At 67.6% G+C, this 17,428-nt stretch carries 16 protein-coding genes and 1 other RNA gene; 11 read left to right on the top strand and 6 right to left on the bottom strand.

Features of this window, described 5'->3' with window-relative positions; all coding sequences use genetic code 11:
• Window positions 1–50 precede the first annotated feature (50 nt).
• Window positions 51–941 (top strand): TIGR01777 family oxidoreductase, encoded by an 891-nt coding sequence (locus ACZ0AA_RS04935; RefSeq protein ID WP_400860090.1) that lies wholly within the window; start codon window positions 51–53, stop codon window positions 939–941.
• Window positions 942–968: 27 nt separating this feature from the next.
• On the opposite strand, the gene ACZ0AA_RS04930 is transcribed toward ACZ0AA_RS04935, so the two are convergent.
• Window positions 969–1,655 (bottom strand): SDR family oxidoreductase, encoded by a 687-nt coding sequence (locus tag ACZ0AA_RS04930; RefSeq protein ID WP_463512294.1) that lies wholly within the window; start codon window positions 1,653–1,655, stop codon window positions 969–971.
• Here ACZ0AA_RS04930 and ACZ0AA_RS04925 point away from each other — a divergent pair.
• Entirely contained in the window at window positions 1,654–2,355 is a 702-nt protein-coding gene (locus ACZ0AA_RS04925) for a helix-turn-helix transcriptional regulator (RefSeq protein ID WP_463512293.1), read from the top strand. The two genes, ACZ0AA_RS04930 and ACZ0AA_RS04925, sit on opposite strands and share 2 nt — an antisense overlap.
• On the opposite strand, the gene ACZ0AA_RS04920 is transcribed toward ACZ0AA_RS04925, so the two are convergent.
• Together ACZ0AA_RS04920 and ACZ0AA_RS04915 are read right to left on the bottom strand one after the other, a co-directional pair.
• Entirely contained in the window at window positions 2,327–3,262 is a 936-nt protein-coding gene (locus tag ACZ0AA_RS04920; protein WP_463512292.1) for a methyltransferase family protein, read from the bottom strand. The two genes, ACZ0AA_RS04925 and ACZ0AA_RS04920, sit on opposite strands and share 29 nt — an antisense overlap.
• Window positions 3,263–3,311: 49 nt before the next feature.
• The gene (locus ACZ0AA_RS04915) at window positions 3,312–4,151 is read right to left on the bottom strand and encodes an aldo/keto reductase (protein WP_463512291.1); all 840 of its coding nucleotides are present in this window, start codon (window positions 4,149–4,151) and stop codon (window positions 3,312–3,314) included.
• A gap of 22 nt (window positions 4,152–4,173) precedes the next feature.
• On the opposite strand from ACZ0AA_RS04915, the gene ACZ0AA_RS04910 reads away from it, so the two are divergent.
• The 5 genes from ACZ0AA_RS04910 (at window position 4,174) to ACZ0AA_RS04890 (ending at window position 8,120) form a co-directional block, all read left to right on the top strand.
• A complete protein-coding gene (locus ACZ0AA_RS04910; RefSeq protein ID WP_463512290.1) occupies window positions 4,174–4,596 on the top strand; it encodes a YchJ family protein in 423 nt (140 codons plus the stop codon).
• 34 nt (window positions 4,597–4,630) lie between these two features.
• Window positions 4,631–5,362 carry a zinc ribbon domain-containing protein gene (locus tag ACZ0AA_RS04905; RefSeq protein WP_400860102.1) on the top strand — a complete coding sequence of 244 codons (732 nt, stop codon included), beginning with the start codon at window positions 4,631–4,633 and terminating at the stop codon, window positions 5,360–5,362.
• Between the two features lie 25 nt (window positions 5,363–5,387).
• Window positions 5,388–7,082, top strand: coding sequence for a bifunctional 3'-5' exonuclease/DNA polymerase (locus ACZ0AA_RS04900; RefSeq protein WP_463512289.1), 1,695 nt, complete (start codon window positions 5,388–5,390; stop codon window positions 7,080–7,082).
• Window positions 7,083–7,112: 30 nt separating this feature from the next.
• An RNA gene (gene rnpB / locus ACZ0AA_RS04895) (RNase P RNA component class A) lies at window positions 7,113–7,469 on the top strand.
• 114 nt (window positions 7,470–7,583) lie between these two features.
• Window positions 7,584–8,120 (top strand): hypothetical protein, encoded by a 537-nt coding sequence (locus ACZ0AA_RS04890; RefSeq protein ID WP_463512288.1) that lies wholly within the window; start codon window positions 7,584–7,586, stop codon window positions 8,118–8,120.
• A gap of 89 nt (window positions 8,121–8,209) precedes the next feature.
• Here ACZ0AA_RS04890 and ACZ0AA_RS04885 read toward each other — a convergent pair whose 3' ends face one another.
• The gene (locus ACZ0AA_RS04885; RefSeq protein WP_463512287.1) at window positions 8,210–9,703 is read right to left on the bottom strand and encodes an amino acid permease; all 1,494 of its coding nucleotides are present in this window, start codon (window positions 9,701–9,703) and stop codon (window positions 8,210–8,212) included.
• Between the two features lie 239 nt (window positions 9,704–9,942).
• Window positions 9,943–10,689 (bottom strand): polyphosphate--glucose phosphotransferase, encoded by a 747-nt coding sequence (gene ppgK, locus ACZ0AA_RS04880; RefSeq protein WP_400860110.1) that lies wholly within the window; start codon window positions 10,687–10,689, stop codon window positions 9,943–9,945.
• Window positions 10,690–10,759: 70 nt separating this feature from the next.
• Here ppgK and ACZ0AA_RS04875 point away from each other — a divergent pair, with 70 nt between their 5' ends.
• From ACZ0AA_RS04875 to ACZ0AA_RS04860, 4 genes are all read left to right on the top strand, one after another.
• Window positions 10,760–10,975 (top strand): SPOR domain-containing protein, encoded by a 216-nt coding sequence (locus ACZ0AA_RS04875; protein WP_400860111.1) that lies wholly within the window; start codon window positions 10,760–10,762, stop codon window positions 10,973–10,975.
• Between the two features lie 2 nt (window positions 10,976–10,977).
• Window positions 10,978–12,315 (top strand): type I glutamate--ammonia ligase, encoded by a 1,338-nt coding sequence (gene glnA / locus ACZ0AA_RS04870; RefSeq protein ID WP_042541155.1) that lies wholly within the window; start codon window positions 10,978–10,980, stop codon window positions 12,313–12,315.
• A 9-nt stretch (window positions 12,316–12,324) separates the two neighbouring features.
• Window positions 12,325–15,300 (top strand): bifunctional [glutamine synthetase] adenylyltransferase/[glutamine synthetase]-adenylyl-L-tyrosine phosphorylase, encoded by a 2,976-nt coding sequence (locus tag ACZ0AA_RS04865; protein ID WP_463512286.1) that lies wholly within the window; start codon window positions 12,325–12,327, stop codon window positions 15,298–15,300.
• Between the two features lie 70 nt (window positions 15,301–15,370).
• The gene (locus ACZ0AA_RS04860; RefSeq protein ID WP_463512285.1) at window positions 15,371–16,285 is read left to right on the top strand and encodes a diacylglycerol/lipid kinase family protein; all 915 of its coding nucleotides are present in this window, start codon (window positions 15,371–15,373) and stop codon (window positions 16,283–16,285) included.
• On the opposite strand, the gene ACZ0AA_RS04855 is transcribed toward ACZ0AA_RS04860, so the two are convergent.
• A complete protein-coding gene (locus ACZ0AA_RS04855; RefSeq protein ID WP_463512284.1) occupies window positions 16,272–17,426 on the bottom strand; it encodes an AI-2E family transporter in 1,155 nt (384 codons plus the stop codon). The genes ACZ0AA_RS04860 and ACZ0AA_RS04855 overlap by 14 nt on opposite strands.
• Window positions 17,427–17,428 lie beyond the last annotated feature (2 nt).

Genomic DNA, 17,428 nt, shown 5'->3' with positions numbered 1-17,428 from the left:
ACAGACTCGCGGAGAAGAACGAGTCCGGTGAACGGACAGAGGGAGTCATCATGCCGCAGCGGATCGTGATCAGTGGCGCATCGGGTCTGATCGGCACGGCCCTCGCGTCGTCGCTGCGCTCGGACGGTGCGGAGGTGACGACCCTCGTGCGTCGCCCTCCGCGCGAGCCCTCCGAAGTGCAGTGGACTCCCGGCGAGCGCGAACTCGACCCCGATGTGCTGGCAGGGGCCGACGCAGTGGTTGCCCTCGGCGGGGCGAGCGTGGGCCGGTTGCCGTGGACCCGGCGCTACCGCAGGGAACTGGTCGAGTCCCGGCTGACCACCACTCGCACGCTCGCGACCGCGGTGCGCGCACTGCGCGAAGATGCTCCGGCGCTCGTCTCGGCATCCGCCGTCGGCTACTACGGCTCGGCACCCGGCGAGATACTGACCGAGGCGTCGCTCGCCGGAGACACGTTCCTCGCCCAGCTCTGCGTGCGCTGGGAGCAGGAGGCGCTGCGCGCGGGGGAGCAGACGAGAGTGGCGCTGCTGCGCACAGCCCCGATCATCCACCGCCAGGGAGTGCTCAAGCCGCTGATTCAGCTCACCCGGTTCGGGCTCGCGGGTCCCATCGGCCCTGGCACCCAGATCTGGCCGTGGATCTCTCTCGAAGACGAGGTCCGGGGCATCCGGCATGTGATCGACCAGCGCCTCGAGGGGCCCGTGAACTTCACCGGCCCGACGCGCGCCTCGGCGAACGACATCGGTCGCGCACTCGCGCAAAAGATGCGGCGTCCGTTCTGGATTCCCGCTCCGACCTGGGCGCTGAGACTCGCGCTGAGCCGTGCCGCTGCCGACTCGCTGCTCATCTCCGACGCCGATGTGCGACCTGCCGCGCTCGAGGAGTCCGGCTTCGAGTTCATCCACAAGACCGCGAAGCAGGCCGTCGACGCCGCGCTCTGAGCACGATGCGGCTACAGCCCGCTCGGCTCAGCGGGCGTGCGGGTCGCGCCGGTTGAGGGTCTCGACCACCTGCGAGTAGTCGCCTCGCGCTTCGCCGTAACGCAGGAACTTCACGTTCTCGACCTGGATCTCGGTGGCGTCCGGCTGGGTCTCGATGAGTTCGACGACCTCGCTGACGAACTCGTCGAGGGGCATCGCGAAGTCGCTGGTCTCCTGTCCGGGCATGAGGGACGTGCGCACGGCAGGCGGTTCGAGCTCGAGCACGCTCACGCTCGTGTCGGCGAGCTGCAGGCGCAGCGATTCGCTGAGCATGTGGATGGCGGCCTTCGTGGCGTTGTACGAGGGCGTGACGCGCAGCGGGGCGAAGGCCAGTCCCGAGGACACCGTCATGATCGTGGCATCCGGCATGGTGCGCAGGTGCTCGATGAAAGCCGCGATCAACCGGATCGGTCCGAGCAGGTTCGTGGTGACGGTAGCCTCGGCCGTCTCGAGGAACCCTTCGGACGATTTCCAGTCCTCGGGGCGCATGATCCCGGCCATCGCGATGACGACGTTGAGCGAGGGATGCTCGACGAGGACGGACTGTGCGGCCGCGCGGATGCTGTCAGCATCCGTCATGTCGATCCGAACCTTGTCGATGTCCGGGTTCGCCGCGGCGATCTCGTCGAGCAGGTCGACACGACGCCCGCCCACGATCACGGTGTTGCCTCGCATGTCGACCGACTACTACGCGCGTCTCGAACAGCAGCGCGGTCCGCAGCCGAGTGTGCAGATCCTCGCTTCGCTCGCGCGGTCGCTGCGCTTGACTCCCGATGAACGCGACTACCTCCACCGCATCTGCGGGCACAGCGCCCCGGATCGCACGACGTTCACCGACTATGTGCATCCAGGCATGCTCCGTGTTCTCGACCGCCTCGATGACACGCCCGCGTTCGTGGTGTCCGTGCTCGACGAGGTCCTGATCCAGAACGACGCCGCGCGGGCTCTGCTCGGTGATGCGAGCGGCCTGGAAGGGATCGAGCGCAGTGGGATATACCGCTGGTTCGCGCACCCTCACGACGAGCGCAGGCGCTACCCGGAGCAGGACCACCCGCGCCACAGCGGTGTGCTGGTGGCGTCGCTCCGATCCGCCTACGGCGCGCTCGGCGAGCGCTCACGCGCAGGCGAGATCGTCAAGGAGCTCACCGCTCGCAGTCCGGAGTTCGCCGAGCTGTGGGAGGTGCACGAGGTGCGGCGGCGTTTCGAAGACCACAAGGTCCTGATCCATCCGGAGATCGGCCCGATCGAGGTCGACTGCCAGGCGCTGTTCACGGAGGATGAATCCCAGGCGCTCATCGTGCTGACCGCGGCCCCGGGCACTGACGCTGCGAGCAAGCTCGAGCTGCTCAGAGTGCTCGGGACACAGCGGGTCTGACCGGCACCCAGCACGACACCCTGCTGCTGTACTCCAGGAAGTCCGATCCGAATCTCGCTTCCAGATCCGCCTCCTCGAGCGGCCGGACGACTGTGTTCCAGAGCAGCGATCCGAAGATCGAGTAGGCGACGACGAGCCACGAACCGAGGATGAGGCCGACGCTGATCCCCTGCGCGATGCCGGCGACCGCCATGGGGTTGCGAACGTACCGATACGGGCCCGTGATCACGAGTCTTCGCGCCATCTGTGACGGGAGCGGGGTGCCCTCGCCCTCGACGGACATCGACACGGCTGACCAGACCCCCAGGGCGGTCGCTGCGACGAGCAGCACCCCGCCGGCGAGGTGCACGACGAGCGGGGCCTCGATGCGCAGCGACCAGCGGGCCTCGATGAGCGACACGACCACGGGGATGGCCACCAGGAACGTGCCCCAGAAGAAGAGGGTCTGCAGTCCGGTGCGGGCGAGCAGCGCTCGTGTCCCGACCCTCGCAGCGGGTCGGAACGCGAGGGGGCCGGTGACGAGCCACTCGACAGGCGCCCTTCCGCAGAGAAGGACGATTCCGGCCGCGATGCTCGCTCCGGCGGCGATCACCATGACCAGCGCGCCCCACCCCGCGAGACCCGTCACGGTCGCGTAGACGGCCATGGCGGCGGCAACGATGGCCGTCCACGGAACGGTGATCCACAGAGCCCATCGGGAACCGGCCGCGATGATCGCCGAACCGATCACGAAGAGCGGGATGTCGAACACCGACACGAGTCCGGCGGGCAGGTCTCCGAGCGTGAGGTGACGCACGTCGGCCGACAGTGCCACCGCGATCCACCAGGCCGCTCCGGCCAGAGCCTGCACAGCGAAATACAGCCGGGCGGTCACCGGTGTGATCGGGATCCCTGCGATGACCGGCATGCAGTCAGTCTATGAGCGCCGTGTGCGGACGCCCGCTCAGCATGCTGCCTCAGGACTCCTCGTGCGATGCGGGATCCGCGTCGAAGAGCCGCCCGTCTGCGCGTCCGAGCGCCGTGATCGCAGCGACCTCGGCCGTCGTCAGTACCACTTCTCCGGCGGCGAGGTTCGACACCTGGTGCTCGAGGGAGGATGCCTTCGGAATCGCGACCGTCTCCCGCGCGATGTGCCAGGCGAGCACGGTCTGCGCGGGGGAGATGCCGTGGGCTGCCGCCACCTCGCCGATCACCTGTTCCTCGATCAGCTCCTTCGCCCGACCGAGCGGACTCCACGCCTCGGTCAGGATGCCGTGCTCTCGGTGATAGGCGAGCTGCTCGTCCTGCGGGAAGTACGGGTGCACCTCGATCTGGTTCACGACGGGGCGAACGCCGGTCTCGCGCTCGATGCGCTCGAGGTGCTCGGGGAGGAAGTTCGAGACGCCGATCTGTCTCACGACCCCGCGCTGCTGGGCCTCCACCAGCGCTTCCCATGCCTGCACGTATTCGTCCTGATGCGGGTTCGGCCAGTGGATGAGGTGCAGGTCGATCGCGTCGACGCCGAGCCGCGAACGGCTCTCCTCGATGCTGGTGCGAGCTTTCGCCCGCGGGTGATGACGGCCGGGCAGCTTGGTGGTGACGATCAGCTCCGAGGCCTCCACATCGGACGCGCGCGCGCCGCGCCCCACTGAGCCCTCGTTCTCGTAGTTGAATGCCGAATCGATCAGGCGGTACCCGGCGCCGATCGCCGTGGTGACCGCATCCGCGCCCGCGTCGCCGTCGAGCGCATAGGTCCCGAGCCCGAGAGCCGGGAGGGCGAAGCCGTTGTGTGCCGTGAACTGAGGAAGAGCCGTCATGGCGCCAGCGTACGCTGGAGCGATGAGCGAGGTGCAGAGGATGGCGTCGGACCACGATGTCCCCGATAATGCCGATCGGTGTCCGTGCGGCTCCGGAGACGTCTTCGGCGGGTGCTGCGGACCACTGCTCGGCGGGGCTGCGGCGCCGACGGCCGAGCGCCTGATGCGCTCGCGCTACACGGCGTTCGCGGTCAAGGATGCCGCGTATCTCCAGGCGACCTGGCATCCCTCGACCCGTCCCGCCGAGATCGACCTCGACGACGACGTGGTCTGGCGACGGCTCGTGATCGTCGATCGCATCGGCGGGGGTCCTTTCGATCGTGACGGGGAAGTCGAGTTCGAGGCCTTCTGGCGGCAGGACGCCGAGCGGGGTTCGCTCCGTGAGCGGAGCCGCTTCGTGCGCGAGGATCGCAGGTGGCTGTACCTCGACGGGCAGGTCGGGTGATGGACGTCACCGCGCAGCGACTAGATTTGAGAGCGTGAACGCCAGCCCAGAACACCAGCGCATCCTGCTCGACGTCGCCGACCTGGACCGGCGCATCGCGCAGGCGGAGCGCGCGCGCACCAAGCCGCCTCAGGCGGCCCGCATCACCGAGCTCGTCGCCATCCGTCAGGATCAGCTCCGCGAGCTGACCGCGCTGACCGGCACGCGTGACGATGTGCGCACCGAGCTCACGCGGCTGGAGTCCGATGTGAAGCTCGTCGAACAGCGCCGGGCCCGCGATGCCGATCGCCTCGCCACGGCGACGAACTCGAAGGAGGCGCAGGCGCTCGAGCACGAGATTGCCAGCCTCGCCAAGCGTCAGAGCGATCTGGAGGACATCGAGCTCGATGTCATGGGCCGTGTCGAAGACGCCGACGCAGCTGTCGCCGCTCAGCAGGCGCTGCTCGGAACGACGACGGCAGAGGGAACCGCGCTCACTGCTCAGGCCAAGGCAGACGTCGCTGCCGCGACCGACCTCATCGCCCAGTTGACTCGCGATCGCGAAGCGGTGACGGCACCACTTCCTGCGCCGCTCCTGGCCGAGTACACGCGTCGCGCCGCGAACAGCGCCGGCGCCGCTGTGCTGTCCCGTGGCACCTGCGAAGGCTGCCGGATGCTGCTCCCTGGCACCGATCTGAACGACATCCGCAATGCTGCGGACGACCTCGTCGTCTACTGCCCCGAGTGCGGGTGCATTCTCGTGCGCACCGAGGAATCCGGGCTGTGATCTCTGCGCCGCGAGCGCGACAGCGGTGAGCTCGCGGCAGGCCGAGCGTCGAGTCCTCCTCGTAGCGGCTCGCTCGGGCGGTTACACCGCGGTGGAACTCGATGCCGACGACGCTGAGGCCCGCCGTTTCGAGCTCTCCGCGGCGGAGATGCCCGAGTGGGTCGCGGCTCAGGAGAGCGAGAACCCGCCGCGCTGGGTGATCCGCAGCGCCAGGGAGATCTATCCCGTGCTTCTCGATGCAGGTGTCCTTCTCGGCCGATCGCATGACCTGCTGCTCTGCCATGCGATTCTTCGCGACACGGACAAGGTCCCCCGCCCGCTCGCTCCGTCGTCGTCCTGGGTGCGACGGGAGCCGGTCGACGAAGCCCCGGCGCTGTTCGACGTCGTCGCGCATGACGCGCCGGATGACCCTGTCGGGGACGCCCTCGATCAGTACCGCGAGCAACGCCGCGTTCTCAAGGACAGCAAGGACGGTCGCCTGACGCTGCTCACCTCGGCCGAATCGGCAGGGGGGCTCATCGCAGAGGAGATGCGCGCAGCCGGCCTGCCCTGGAACGAGTCGGTGCACGATGGCATCCTCACCGAGATACTCGGCACCCGCCCGATGGCGGGAGGTCTGCCGAGCCACATGGTGGCTCAGGGCGACCGGGTGCGTTCGATCCTCGCAGACCCCACCCTCAACCTCGAAAGCCAGCCGAAGCTGCTCCGCGCTCTGCACCGCGTCGGCGTGCAGGTCGAGTCGACCGGTCGGTGGGAGCTCGCCCAGCACAGCCATGCCGTGGTCGAGCCTTTGCTGGCGTACAAGAAGCTGTCGCGGTTGCTCAGTGCCAACGGATGGTCTTGGCTCGCCGAGTGGGTGCATGACGGGCGCTTCCGCCCGATCTACATCACGGGCGGTGTCGTGACGGGGCGGTGGGCATCGGCCGGCGGTGGCGCCCTCCAGCTGCCGCGCAACCTGCGCGCCGCCGTGCGCGCTGACGAGGGGTGGACCCTGGTCGTCGCCGACGTCGCTCAGCTGGAGCCGCGGATGCTCGCAGGGATGGCGGGCGACCGTGCGATGGCCCGGGCGGCGCAGGGAAAGGACCTGTACGCCGGGGTCGTGGAATCGGGCGCCGTGGCGACGCGCGAAGAGGCGAAGTACGCGGTGCTCGGGGCGATGTACGGAGCGACGACCGGCGACAGCGGGCGGCTGGTTCCCCGGCTGCGCAAGGTGTATCCGCGGGCGATGGCGCTCGTCGACAAGGCTGCACGGTTCGGCGAGGACGGGGGAGTCGTGTCGACCTGGCTGGGACGATCGTCTCCTCGTCCGTCGATCGAGTGGGAAGCGATGCAGGCCGCCGCCACCGACGCCGACGCCGATCCCGCAGAGGTGGCACTCGCCCGGCGTCGCGCGCGCGACTGGGGACGCTTCACCCGCAACTTCGTGGTGCAGGGCACCGCGGCCGAGTGGTCGCTGATCTGGCTCGCTGAGATCAGGCACCGCCTGCAGCGACTTCCCGAGGCGGAGCGAGAGGCCCCGGCATCCGGGATCTTCGGCTCACGCGCGCACCTGGCCTTCTTCCTGCACGATGAGGTGATCCTGCACGTTCCCCGAGAGCAGGCGGATGCCGCAGCGGATGCCGTGCGGGAAGCCGCTGCGGTGGCCACGCGCCGACTCTTCGGGGACTTCCCCATCGACGTTCCGCTCGATCTGCGGATCGCGGAGTCGGCTGAGAAGTGAGCCGCGCTGGTCGTAGACTGAAGGTGCGAATGGGTCGACTGGACGGTCGCGTGGCGGGCAACCGCACCGAGGAACGTCCGGGCTCCTCAGGGCAGGACGGTGGGTAACACCCACCCGGAGCAATCCGCGAGAAAGTGCCACAGAGAGCAGACCGCCCCGCAAGGGGTAAGGGTGAAAGGGTGGTGTAAGAGACCACCGGGGGCCATGGTGACATGGCCCGCCAGGTAAACCTCGTCCGGAGCAAGGTCAGACAGAGGATGTTGACGCGGCTCGCCGAGTCCTCGGGTAGACCGCTAGAGTGCCACGGCAACGTGTCGCCGAGAGAGATGGCCGTCGAAGGGGCGAAGAACCCCGGAACAGAACCCGGCGTACAGGTCGGCCCATTCGCACTTACAGGCTTGGCCAGGATTGTCCGGTTCAGCGTGTCAGGCCTCCGCGGAGCGTCCCGACCGTCCGCTCCTGCCTCTGGCGTCACAGCCGGTTGCTCGGTAGCGTTCGTTGATGCCGAACCGCACAGCTGCCGCGACCGTGGCGCTCTTCACCGCCCTGTCCGTCTCAGTGCTCGCCGGCTGCAGCGCGCCGACTCCGGAGATCGTAGAGACCGCGGCCGAGGTGCAGCCCGCCGCGAAGCCGACGCCGAGCGGCACCCCCACGCCGACCCCGACTTCGACGTCGACTTCAGAGGTGAGCCGCTGCGACGTGCTTTCCATGATCTCGATTCCCGGGTACAGCGAGGGAGATGAAGAGCCGACCTATTACGCCACGTGGAACGGTGTACTCCCGGTGGACAACGGCGAGACCGATCATGCCCGCGGCACGATCACGAAGACATCGGACGGCCGGATCGCGACGTACACGGTCGCGGAAGGGGATGCGCCGATCGCAGTGCGGGAACGGCTGTGCACGGACGTCCACGCGGCGATGACATACAACCGGCTGGGGTCGCTGCTCTATCCGGGCGATGTTCTGACGCTGGGGCCGGGAGCTATGGAGCCGCTCGCGACGGAACCGTTCGTGATGGAGCCTCAGCGACGCTGAGCGCGGAAAGCTGCTCTCGCCGAGCGCCCGGGTGCGACCGGCGACAGCCGAGCGTCGACGTGAAGGCGCACGGTGTTCTCGGAGCGGTTCTACGGCCGACCGCTGAGAGTGTCCGAGACGCTGTCTGCAGCCTCCGCAGCCTCCGCAGCCTTCCTGCGCTTGAGGTTGCGTCGCACGAGGGGCCAGAACAGCACGAGCACGCCCGTGGCGATGAGGCTCGTCCACACCTGGGTGCGGCCTCCCTCACTGAACATCATCACGACGATCACTGCAGCGATGCAGGCGATCAGCAGGATGTTCAGCCAGGGGTGCAGCCACATCTTGAGCTTGAGATTCGCGACCTCCTCCGGTGTCATCTTCTGGCGGAGCCGCCACTGAGTGACGGCGATGAAGACGTAGACGAGCAGGGCGACGAGGCCGGCCGAGTTCATGATGAAGTCGAAGATGCCGGATCCGGGCGTCAGGAAGTTCACCAGGGTGGCGATGAGTCCGCCGCTGGTCGAGGCCAGCAGCGCCATCACCGGTACGCCGTTCTTCGACCTCTTCGCCACGATCTTCGGCGCGAAGCCCTGCTCGGCGAGCGCCGCGAACATGCGCGAGGCCGAGTAGAGACCCGAGTTCAGCACCGAGATGACCGCGGTGAAGATGACGAGCTGCATGATGATGCTCGCCCCGGGGATGCCGAACTGCTCGAGGGCGTAGGTGAACGGTGCGTTGGCGACGTCTGTCGGAGCCGGCAGCTCGTTCCACGGCACGACGGTCACGATGATGAGCACCGAGCCGACGAAGAACAGCAGGATTCGCCAGATGATCGTGCTCGTCGCCTGGCGGATGCCCTTGGCGGGGTCTTCCGACTCGGCAGACGCCATCACGGCGATCTCCGTGCCGAAGTACGAGAAGATCACCAGCGCCACTCCTGTGAAGGCGACGCCGAAGCCGTTCGGGGCGAAGCCGCCGTGCTCCCACAGGTTCGAGATCGAGACCTCGGAGTTCGGCCACAGGCCGAAGGCGAACAGCAGACCGGCACCGAGGAACACGACGATCGCGAGCACCTTGACGCTGGCGAGCCAGAACTCGACCTCGCCGAACGCTCGGACGGAGATGATGTTCGTGCCGACGAAGATCCCGATCAGGATCAGCGACCACGCCCATGACGGGACTGCGGGGAACCAGCTCGCCATGGTCTCGCCGCCCAGCACCGCCTCGTAGGCGAGCACGCCGACCCAGAAGTACCAGTACAGCCACCCGACGACATACGCGGCCCAGTTGCCGAGGCCCACTCGTGCGTATTCCATGAACGAGCCGATGGCCGGGCGCGAAGCCGCCATCTCGCCGAGCATGCGCATTGCGAGGAACACGAGCAGCCCGCCGATGAGATACGACAGCACCGCGGCCGGCCCGACGGCGCGGATCACGTTGCCGGAACCGACGAAGAGGCTCGCCCCGATGATCCCGCCGAGGGTGATCATCGTGACATGGCGCGATCTCAGCTTCTTCGCCTGAGGTCTCTCGACGGGCACGAACCCCGCCGACGTCGCCGGCGAGACCGGCTTCTCCCAGGATGATTCTGACGGTTGGTTCATCTCGAAGCTGCCTTTCGTTGCCACGCGACCTGGACGTCGGGGCCGTAGTCCAGAGGTATCTCACCGACCGAGGAGGACACGCAGGGATGCCATGTTGCCACGTGTCCTGGTGGTGCGCAGTATTTTCTGCGGACTGACCGTCCGAGAGCCCGCACCCCGGGAAGCCGCCTATCTCTCTACCGGAAACGGAGAAGGCCCCACCGGATCGGCGGGGCCTTCTGCAGTCTGTGGTCGTGGGATCAGTCGCCGGCGAGGGACGCCGCGCCGATGATGCCCGAATTGTTGCGGTGGATCGCCGGGACGATCGGGGTCTTGAGGTCGAGCAGCGGGAGGAAGTCCCCGGCGTTCTTCGACACGCCGCCGCCGACCACGAACAGGTCGGGGCTGAACAGGAACTCGATGTGCGAGTAGAACTTCTGCAGACGCTCGGCCCACTCCGACCAGCTGAGCCCCTCTCGCTCCCGGGCGGAGGTCGCGGCATACGTCTCGACAGACTCGTACTCGCCGAAGTTCAGGTGACCGAGCTCGGTGTTCGGCAGCAGCACGCCGTCGTAGAGGAAGGCCGAGCCGATACCCGTGCCGAGCGTCGTGAGCAGCGTGAAACCGCGCACATCGCGGGCTGCACCGTGGCGTGCCTCGGCGACACCTGCCGCGTCGGCGTCGTTCACGAAGACGATGTTGCGTCCGAGGCCGTCGCGGAAGAACCGCTCGGCATCGAAGTCGACCCACTCCTTCGAGACGTTGGCGGCCGAGAGGGTCTTGCCGCGCTTGACGATGGCGGGGAACGCCACGCCGAGCGGGAGAGTCGAGTCCTTGACGTCGAGGGTCTTCAGCACGGTCTGCACCGCCTGCAGGACATCCTGCGGAGATGCACCCTCAGGAGTGGGCACGCGAACCCTGTCCGAGGCCATGATGCCGTGCTCCAGGTCGACGAGACCTGCCTTGATACCCGTGCCGCCGATGTCGACGCCGATCGCTTTTGCCATGCTCGATAGCTTAGCGACCGACGTCCGCGCCGATAGGATCGATGACACCACGTGAAGAAGGGGATCGGCCATGTCGAACGGCGATGAGAAGTACTGGTACAACCTGGAGACCGGTCAGGTGGAGTTCGGCATGATCTCCGCGTCGGCTGACCGTGTCGGTCCCTTCGACACCGAGGCAGAGGCGTCTCGGGCTCCCGAGAAGCTCAAGGAGCGTTCGCGTGCCTGGGCCGACGAGGAAGCCGCCGAGAGCGGCTGGGACGCCGGAACCGGCAAGGGCGCTGAGTGACCGTGGACAAGCAGAGAGATTTCGTCCTCCGGACGATCGAAGAGCGCGGCGTCAAGTTCGTCCGCCTGTGGTTCACCGATGTCATCGGCACTCTCAAGTCCGTCGCCATCGCGCCGGCCGAGGTCGAGGGCGCGTTCGCCGAGGGGATCGGGTTCGACGGCTCCGCCATCGAGGGGCTGACCCGCAGCTACGAGTCCGACCTGCTCGCGCAGCCCGACCCCACCACTTTCCAGACCCTCCCGTGGCGCGGCGAGATCGACCCCACCGCGCGCATGTTCTGCGACATCACCACGCCGGACGGGCGACCGGCCGTGTCAGACCCGCGGCACGTGCTCAAGCGCACGCTCGCGAAGGCCGCCGATGCGGGGTTCACCTTCTACACGCATCCCGAGATCGAGTTCTACCTGCTCAAGTCGTCGTCGTTCGGCCCTGAAGGCCCTGTACCTGTCGACTCGGCAGGGTACTTCGACAACGTGCCGGGCGGCACGGCCCACGACTTCCGCCGCCGCTCGGTGCGGATGCTCGAAGACCTCGGGATCTCAGTCGAGTTCAGCCACCATGAGGGTGGACCGGGCCAGAACGAGATCGATCTCCGCTACGCCGACGCGCTGACGATGGCCGACAACGTGATGACGTTCCGCACGGTCATCAAAGAGGTCGCGATCGAGCAGGGTGTCTACGCGACGTTCATGCCGAAGCCTCTGAGCGGTCACCCCGGAAGCGGCATGCACACGCACATGTCGCTCTTCGAGGGGGAGCGCAACGCGTTCTACGAAGAGGGTGCCAAGTACCAGCTCTCCAAGACCGGTCGTCACTTCATCGCCGGTCTCCTGCGGCACGCCAATGAGATGGCCGCGGTGACCAACCAGTTCGTGAACTCGTACAAGCGCCTCTGGGGCGGCGACGAGGCTCCGAGCTTCGTCACGTGGGGGCACAACAACCGTTCGGCGCTCGTACGCGTGCCGATGTACAAGCCGAACAAGGGCGGCTCGTCGCGCGTGGAGTATCGTGCGCTCGACTCCGCGGCGAACCCTTACCTCGCCTACGCGCTCATGCTCGCGGCCGGCCTCAAGGGCATCGAGGAGGAGTACGAACTGCCTCCCGAGGCCGAGGACAACGTGTGGTCGCTCAGTGACGCCGAGCGTCGTGCGCTGGGCTACTCGGCGTTGCCGGCGAGCCTCGATCACGCGCTCGAATACATGGAGAGCTCCGAGCTGGTCGCCGAGACCCTCGGCGAGTCGGTCTTCAACTACGTGCTTCTGAACAAGCGCAAGGAGTGGGAGGCCTACCGAGGCCAGGTCACGCCGCTGGAGTTGAAGAACAACCTCGAGCTCCTCTGAGCGTCGCCCATGGCCCGTTCGGACGACTCCGTCTCTCTTTCCGCGCTGGCCAGGCTGGGGTTCGCCGAGCTCAGCGAGGCTGCGGCGAACCTCACCGAACTCGCGACGCTGATCGGCGTCGACCGGTCGCTCCTGCTCAGCGAGGCGGATGCTGCTGATCCCGACGCGGCGGTCGAGGGGATGCTGCGTGTGGCGAGACGCGATGCGGCACCGATCGCGGCCCTGTTCACCGACCAGCGGGCACGCAGACGGGCATGGAGGGTGTTCGGGGCGTCGCAGGGCTTCGCCGACTTCTTCCTGAGACACCCCACCGAGGTGTCGGTGCTGGCCGACCGATCGACGGAGCTGCCTTCGGCGGACGAGCTGCGCACGCGCATGCTCGATGCGGTCGGCGCGCGAGACGGCTTCGCGGAGTCGGGCGACGACGGTGCGGTGGTCACCCTGCGTGTGGCCTACCGGCGCAACCTCGCTGTGATCGCCGCAATCGATCTGACGGCGCACAACCCCGTGCGGATCGTAGCCGACGTCGCCGCGTCGCTGGCCGACATCGCCGGTGCCGCACTGGAGGCGGCGCTGGCGATCGCTCGTCGACGGCTCGTCGACACGATGAGCCGTGACGAGGTCGCAGCCACGCAGCTCGCCATCATCGGCATGGGCAAGGCGGGCGCGCGCGAGCTGAACTACGTCAGTGACGTCGACGTGATCTTCGTCGGCGGAACAGCAGACGACGACGTCGTCTCGGAATCGCGGGCGATCGACATCGCGACGCGTCTCGCCAGGGAGACGATGCGCGGCCTGAGCGGCATCGAGGTCGAACCGCCGCTCTGGGAGGTCGACGCGGCGTTGCGTCCAGAGGGCAAGCAGGGCGCGCTGGTGCGATCTCTCGGCTCGCACCTGGCGTACTACGACCGCTGGGCCAAGAGCTGGGAGTTCCAGGCGCTGCTCAAGGCGCGACCTCTCGCAGGCGATCCCGGACTCGGCGCCGAGTACATCGCCGCGGTCCAGCCCAAGGTCTTCTCGAGCGCCGCGAGGGAGAACTTCGTCGACAGCGTGCAGCGCATGCGCGAACGGGTCATGGAGCACATCGACCCGGAGGATGCTCCGTACCAGCTCAAACTGGGATCGGGCGGGTTGCGCGACATCGAGTTCACGGTGCAGCTGCTGCAGCTCGTGCACGGCCTCACAGACCCGCGGCTGCGCACGCGCGGGACGCTGGAGAGCCTCGACGCACTCGTGGAGGGCGGCTACATCGGCAGGGCCGACGCTGCCTCGTTCGCCGACGACTACTGCGTGCTCCGTCTGATGGAGCACAGACTGCAGCTCAGGGAGCTCAGCCGCACCCACCTGATGCCACGCACGCCTGCCGGGCTGCGCGTGCTGGCCCGCAGCACGGGACTGGGCGAATCCGGCGAGGCGATCTGGGCTCGGTGGGAGAGCGTCCGGCGTGAGGTGCGCGACATCCACACCCGGCTGTTCTATCGCCCACTCCTCAGCGCCGTGGCTTCGCTGCCGGAAGAGGAGCGCACGCTGTCGACGGCGCAGGCGCACGACCGGCTCATGGCCATCGGCTTCCGGGATCCGGCAGGTGCTCTGCGGCACATCGGCGCGCTCACCACAGGGTTGAGTCGCAAGGCGACCATCCAGCGGCATCTCATGCCCGTCATGGTGCGCTGGTTCGCTGACGGCAGCGATCCGGACTACGCGCTGATCGCGTTCCGCCGCATCAGCGAGCGTCTCGGCGACACCCCCTGGTTCCTCCGGATGCTGCGGGATTCCTCCGGCGCCGCGGAGAGCCTGACGAGGCTGCTGTCGTCGTCACGGTACGTCGGCGAGCTGATGGAGTGGATCCCCGAGTCCGTGGCCTGGCTCGACAGCAGCGAGCTGCTCCGTCCTCGCAGCGGGGCCGCGCTCGACGAAGAGGCCAGGGCCATCCAGACGCGCCACCGGAATGTGGGGGACGCGTTGCAGGCCGTCCGCGCGCTCCGTCGCCGGGAGCTTCTGCGCACCGCCATGGGCGGCGTCCTCGACGTGCTGTCGATCGAGGAGATCGCGACCTCGCTCACCGAGATCACCGACGCCACGATCCAGGCTGCACTGCGCGCGGTCCGGCGCGAGATCGTCCCCGCCGAAGACGAGGCACTCGACTTCGCGATCATCGGCATGGGGCGGTTCGGGGGAGCGGAGCTGGGATTCGGCTCGGACGCCGACATCCTCTATGTCTACGACGCGAACGGCGTCGATGCTCAGCGGGCGCAATCGCTCGCCACCCGCATCGTCGCGGGGCTCAGAGAGCATCTGACCGATCACCGGGTGCCGCTGGACCTCGACGCCGACCTCCGACCGGAGGGACGCAACGGCCCCGTGGTGCGGTCGATCGACGCGTATGCGGAGTACTACCGACGCTGGTCGCTCTCGTGGGAGGCGCAGGCGCTGCTGCGGGCTCGAGGAGTCGCGGGCAGCGCGACTCTGATCGCGAAGTTCACTGCCCTCGCCGACAGCATCCGGTATCCCGCGGAGGTCGATCTGCAGGGCACCCGTGAGATCAAGCGGATCAAGGCTCGGGTCGAGGGGGAGCGGCTGCCTCAGGGCGTGGATCCGCGTCGCCATCTCAAGCTCGGGCCAGGCACTCTCAGCGATGTCGAGTGGCTGGTGCAGCTTCTGCAGCTGCAGCATGCCCACGATGTGCCTGAGCTGCGGACCACGTCGACGCTCACTGCCCTGGGGGCTGCTGTGGACGCGGGATTCGTCCCGGCGGATGCTGCCGATCTCCTCCGCGCCGCGTGGTTGCTGTCAAGCCGTCTGCGTTCCGCGATCACTCTGTACACGGGCAAGACGAGCGATGTCCTGCCGACGGACCCGCGTGACCTCGATGCGATCGGTCGGCTGCTCGGATACCCCGACCGCTCCGCGAGCGTGCTCGACGACGACTACCTCGGCGTGACCCGCCGGGCGCGCAGGGCGTTCGAGCAGCTCTTCTACGGGTGACCGCGCACTCGCTCCGTCAAGGGCTGGCGCGTCATTTGCCTTTTCCCGGCCTGTCGCACAGGCTGAGCGCATGACGATCTCGAAGCTCGGTGTGATCTGGAACCCCTCGAAGATCGATGAGGAGAAGCTGCGCGCCGCCGTGGCCGACATTTTCACCGCCGAGGTCGAGTGGTGGGAGACGAGCGTCGAGGACCCGGGTCGCGGAATGGCGACCGCCGCGGTCGAGGCGGGGTGCGATGTGGTGGTCGCCGTGGGCGGCGACGGGACAGTGCGTGCCGTGGCCGAATCCCTTGCCGGCACCGAGACGGCGCTCGGCATCGTCCCACAGGGCACCGGCAACCTGCTGGCCCGCAACCTCGAGATCCCACTCAACAACATTCCCGCCGCGCTCAAACGTGTCCGAGACGGCGAACCGAAGAAGATCGACATCGGCTGGGTCGACCTCGACGGTGAGGAGCATGCCTTCGTCGTCATGGTCGGGTTCGGGATCGACGCGCAGATGCTCGTCGAGACGGACGATGATCTGAAAGACAAGGCAGGCTGGCTCGCCTACGTCGAGGCGATGGGCCGCGCGCTCGCGGGCACCGAGATGACCGACATCACCGTGACTCTGAACGACGGCGATGCACAGGAGCTGCGCGGTCACACGATGCTGATCGGCAACTGCGGAATGGTGCAGGGTGGCATCCGTCTGCTCCCCGACGCGGTGCTCGACGACGGTCTGCTCGACATCCTGCTCGTCAGCGCCGACGGCCCGCTCCAGTGGCTCGACACCGTGCGCACCTTCGTCTGGGAGAACGGCATCCGGCGGATTCTCGGCAGCGTCGACGAAGCCGTGAGCAGCGAATCCACGCGGCACATCTCGGCGGAGAAGGCGACGATCACGCTGTCCGCCCCGCTCGCCTTCGAGATCGACGGCGAAGAGGTCGGCGAGGTGTCGTCGTTCGGGGTGCGGGTCCAGCCCGCGGCTCTCATCGTTCGCTGAGCGTTCCCGGCGGGACGACCTTGCTGTCCTGCGTCGGGAAGACGACCTTCTGCACGATGATGATGATGCTGGCGGCGACCGGGATCGCCACGAGCGCACCGAGGATGCCGCCGAGCGCGCCTCCGGCGATGGCCGCGATCACGACGAGCGAACCGGGAACCGCGACCGCCTTGTTCATGATTCTCGGAGACAGGACGTATGCCTCGATCTGCATGTATACGAGGTAGTACCCGAACGCGATCAGGGCGGTCACGGGGCTCACGATGAGGCAGATCAGCGCGTTGATGATCGACGCGCTCAGCGTGCCGACGAGAGGGATCATCGACCCGATGAAGGCGATCAGCGCGAGCAGGGCCGGCACGGGTGCACCGATGATGCTGAGCACGATCAGGCTCAGGACGCCGTTGATCAGCGCGAGGCTGGCCTGCCCCATCACATAGCGGCCGACAGCGCCGGAGACGTCTTCCAGGAGACCGCCGAAGGTATCCCGCTGGTACGAGGGGACGAAGCGCACCGCGACGCGCTTCATGCTGCGCAGCGAGGCCATGAAGTACAGGGTCAGGATGAGCACGATGGTGACACCGGTGAAACCTCCGGCGATCCCGGCGCCGACCGCGAAGACTCCGCCGCTGATGTTCAGGATGTTGCCCGGATCCTGGACGAAGCTCAGCACACCCTGTGCCGCATCATCGAAGGTGGAACCGAACTGCTCGCTCACGTCCTTGAACCAGGCGCTGGCCATGAAGTCCTCGACCATCTTGGGCCCGTCGTTGATCAGGTTCGTCACCTGCTCGATGAGAAGCGGCACGATCGCCAGGATGATTCCGGCGAACGCGAGGACCACCACGGAGACCACGATCGCGACCGCAGCGGGGCGAGGGAGCTTGCGTTCGATGAACGAGACGATCGGATCGAGGCCGAGCGCAAGGAAGATCGCGACTCCGATGTAGACCAGGACCGTCGCGAGCTGGTTGACGATCCCGCCGAGCATCAGTGCGACGAGCACCCCCAACGCGCCGAGCAGGCCGAACGTGAAGGGATTGATCCGGGCGATGGCGGCGGCGGCGGTCTTCGGCTGTGCCGGGGGAGTCTCGGTGGTGTGGACCTTCTTCGGCTGCAGCCTGTCGTTCTTGCGGCGCATGA

Source organism: Microbacterium sp. AC035 (genome assembly GCF_979258485.1).
The sequence above is the reverse complement of the archived record's forward strand: the minus strand, read 5'-3'. Positions and strand labels throughout refer to the sequence as shown.

Bases quoted from the DNA above. Each gene is read 5' to 3' on its own strand.
- ACZ0AA_RS04935 (WP_400860090.1), top strand. From the start codon at position 51: ATGCCGCAGCGGATCGTGATCAGTGGCGCATCGGGTCTGATCGGCACG.
- ACZ0AA_RS04925 (WP_463512293.1), top strand. From the start codon at position 1,654: ATGTCGACCGACTACTACGCGCGTCTCGAACAGCAGCGCGGTCCGCAG.
- ACZ0AA_RS04930 (WP_463512294.1), bottom strand. From the start codon at position 1,655: ATGCGAGGCAACACCGTGATCGTGGGCGGGCGTCGTGTCGACCTGCTC.
- ACZ0AA_RS04920 (WP_463512292.1), bottom strand. From the start codon at position 3,262: ATGCCGGTCATCGCAGGGATCCCGATCACACCGGTGACCGCCCGGCTG.
- ACZ0AA_RS04915 (WP_463512291.1), bottom strand. From the start codon at position 4,151: ATGACGGCTCTTCCTCAGTTCACGGCACACAACGGCTTCGCCCTCCCG.
- ACZ0AA_RS04910 (WP_463512290.1), top strand. From the start codon at position 4,174: ATGAGCGAGGTGCAGAGGATGGCGTCGGACCACGATGTCCCCGATAAT.
- ACZ0AA_RS04890 (WP_463512288.1), top strand. From the start codon at position 7,584: ATGCCGAACCGCACAGCTGCCGCGACCGTGGCGCTCTTCACCGCCCTG.
- ACZ0AA_RS04885 (WP_463512287.1), bottom strand. From the start codon at position 9,703: ATGAACCAACCGTCAGAATCATCCTGGGAGAAGCCGGTCTCGCCGGCG.
- ppgK (WP_400860110.1), bottom strand. From the start codon at position 10,689: ATGGCAAAAGCGATCGGCGTCGACATCGGCGGCACGGGTATCAAGGCA.
- ACZ0AA_RS04875 (WP_400860111.1), top strand. From the start codon at position 10,760: ATGTCGAACGGCGATGAGAAGTACTGGTACAACCTGGAGACCGGTCAG.
- ACZ0AA_RS04865 (WP_463512286.1), top strand. From the start codon at position 12,325: ATGGCCCGTTCGGACGACTCCGTCTCTCTTTCCGCGCTGGCCAGGCTG.
- ACZ0AA_RS04860 (WP_463512285.1), top strand. From the start codon at position 15,371: ATGACGATCTCGAAGCTCGGTGTGATCTGGAACCCCTCGAAGATCGAT.
- ACZ0AA_RS04855 (WP_463512284.1), bottom strand. From the start codon at position 17,426: ATGCGCCGCAAGAACGACAGGCTGCAGCCGAAGAAGGTCCACACCACC.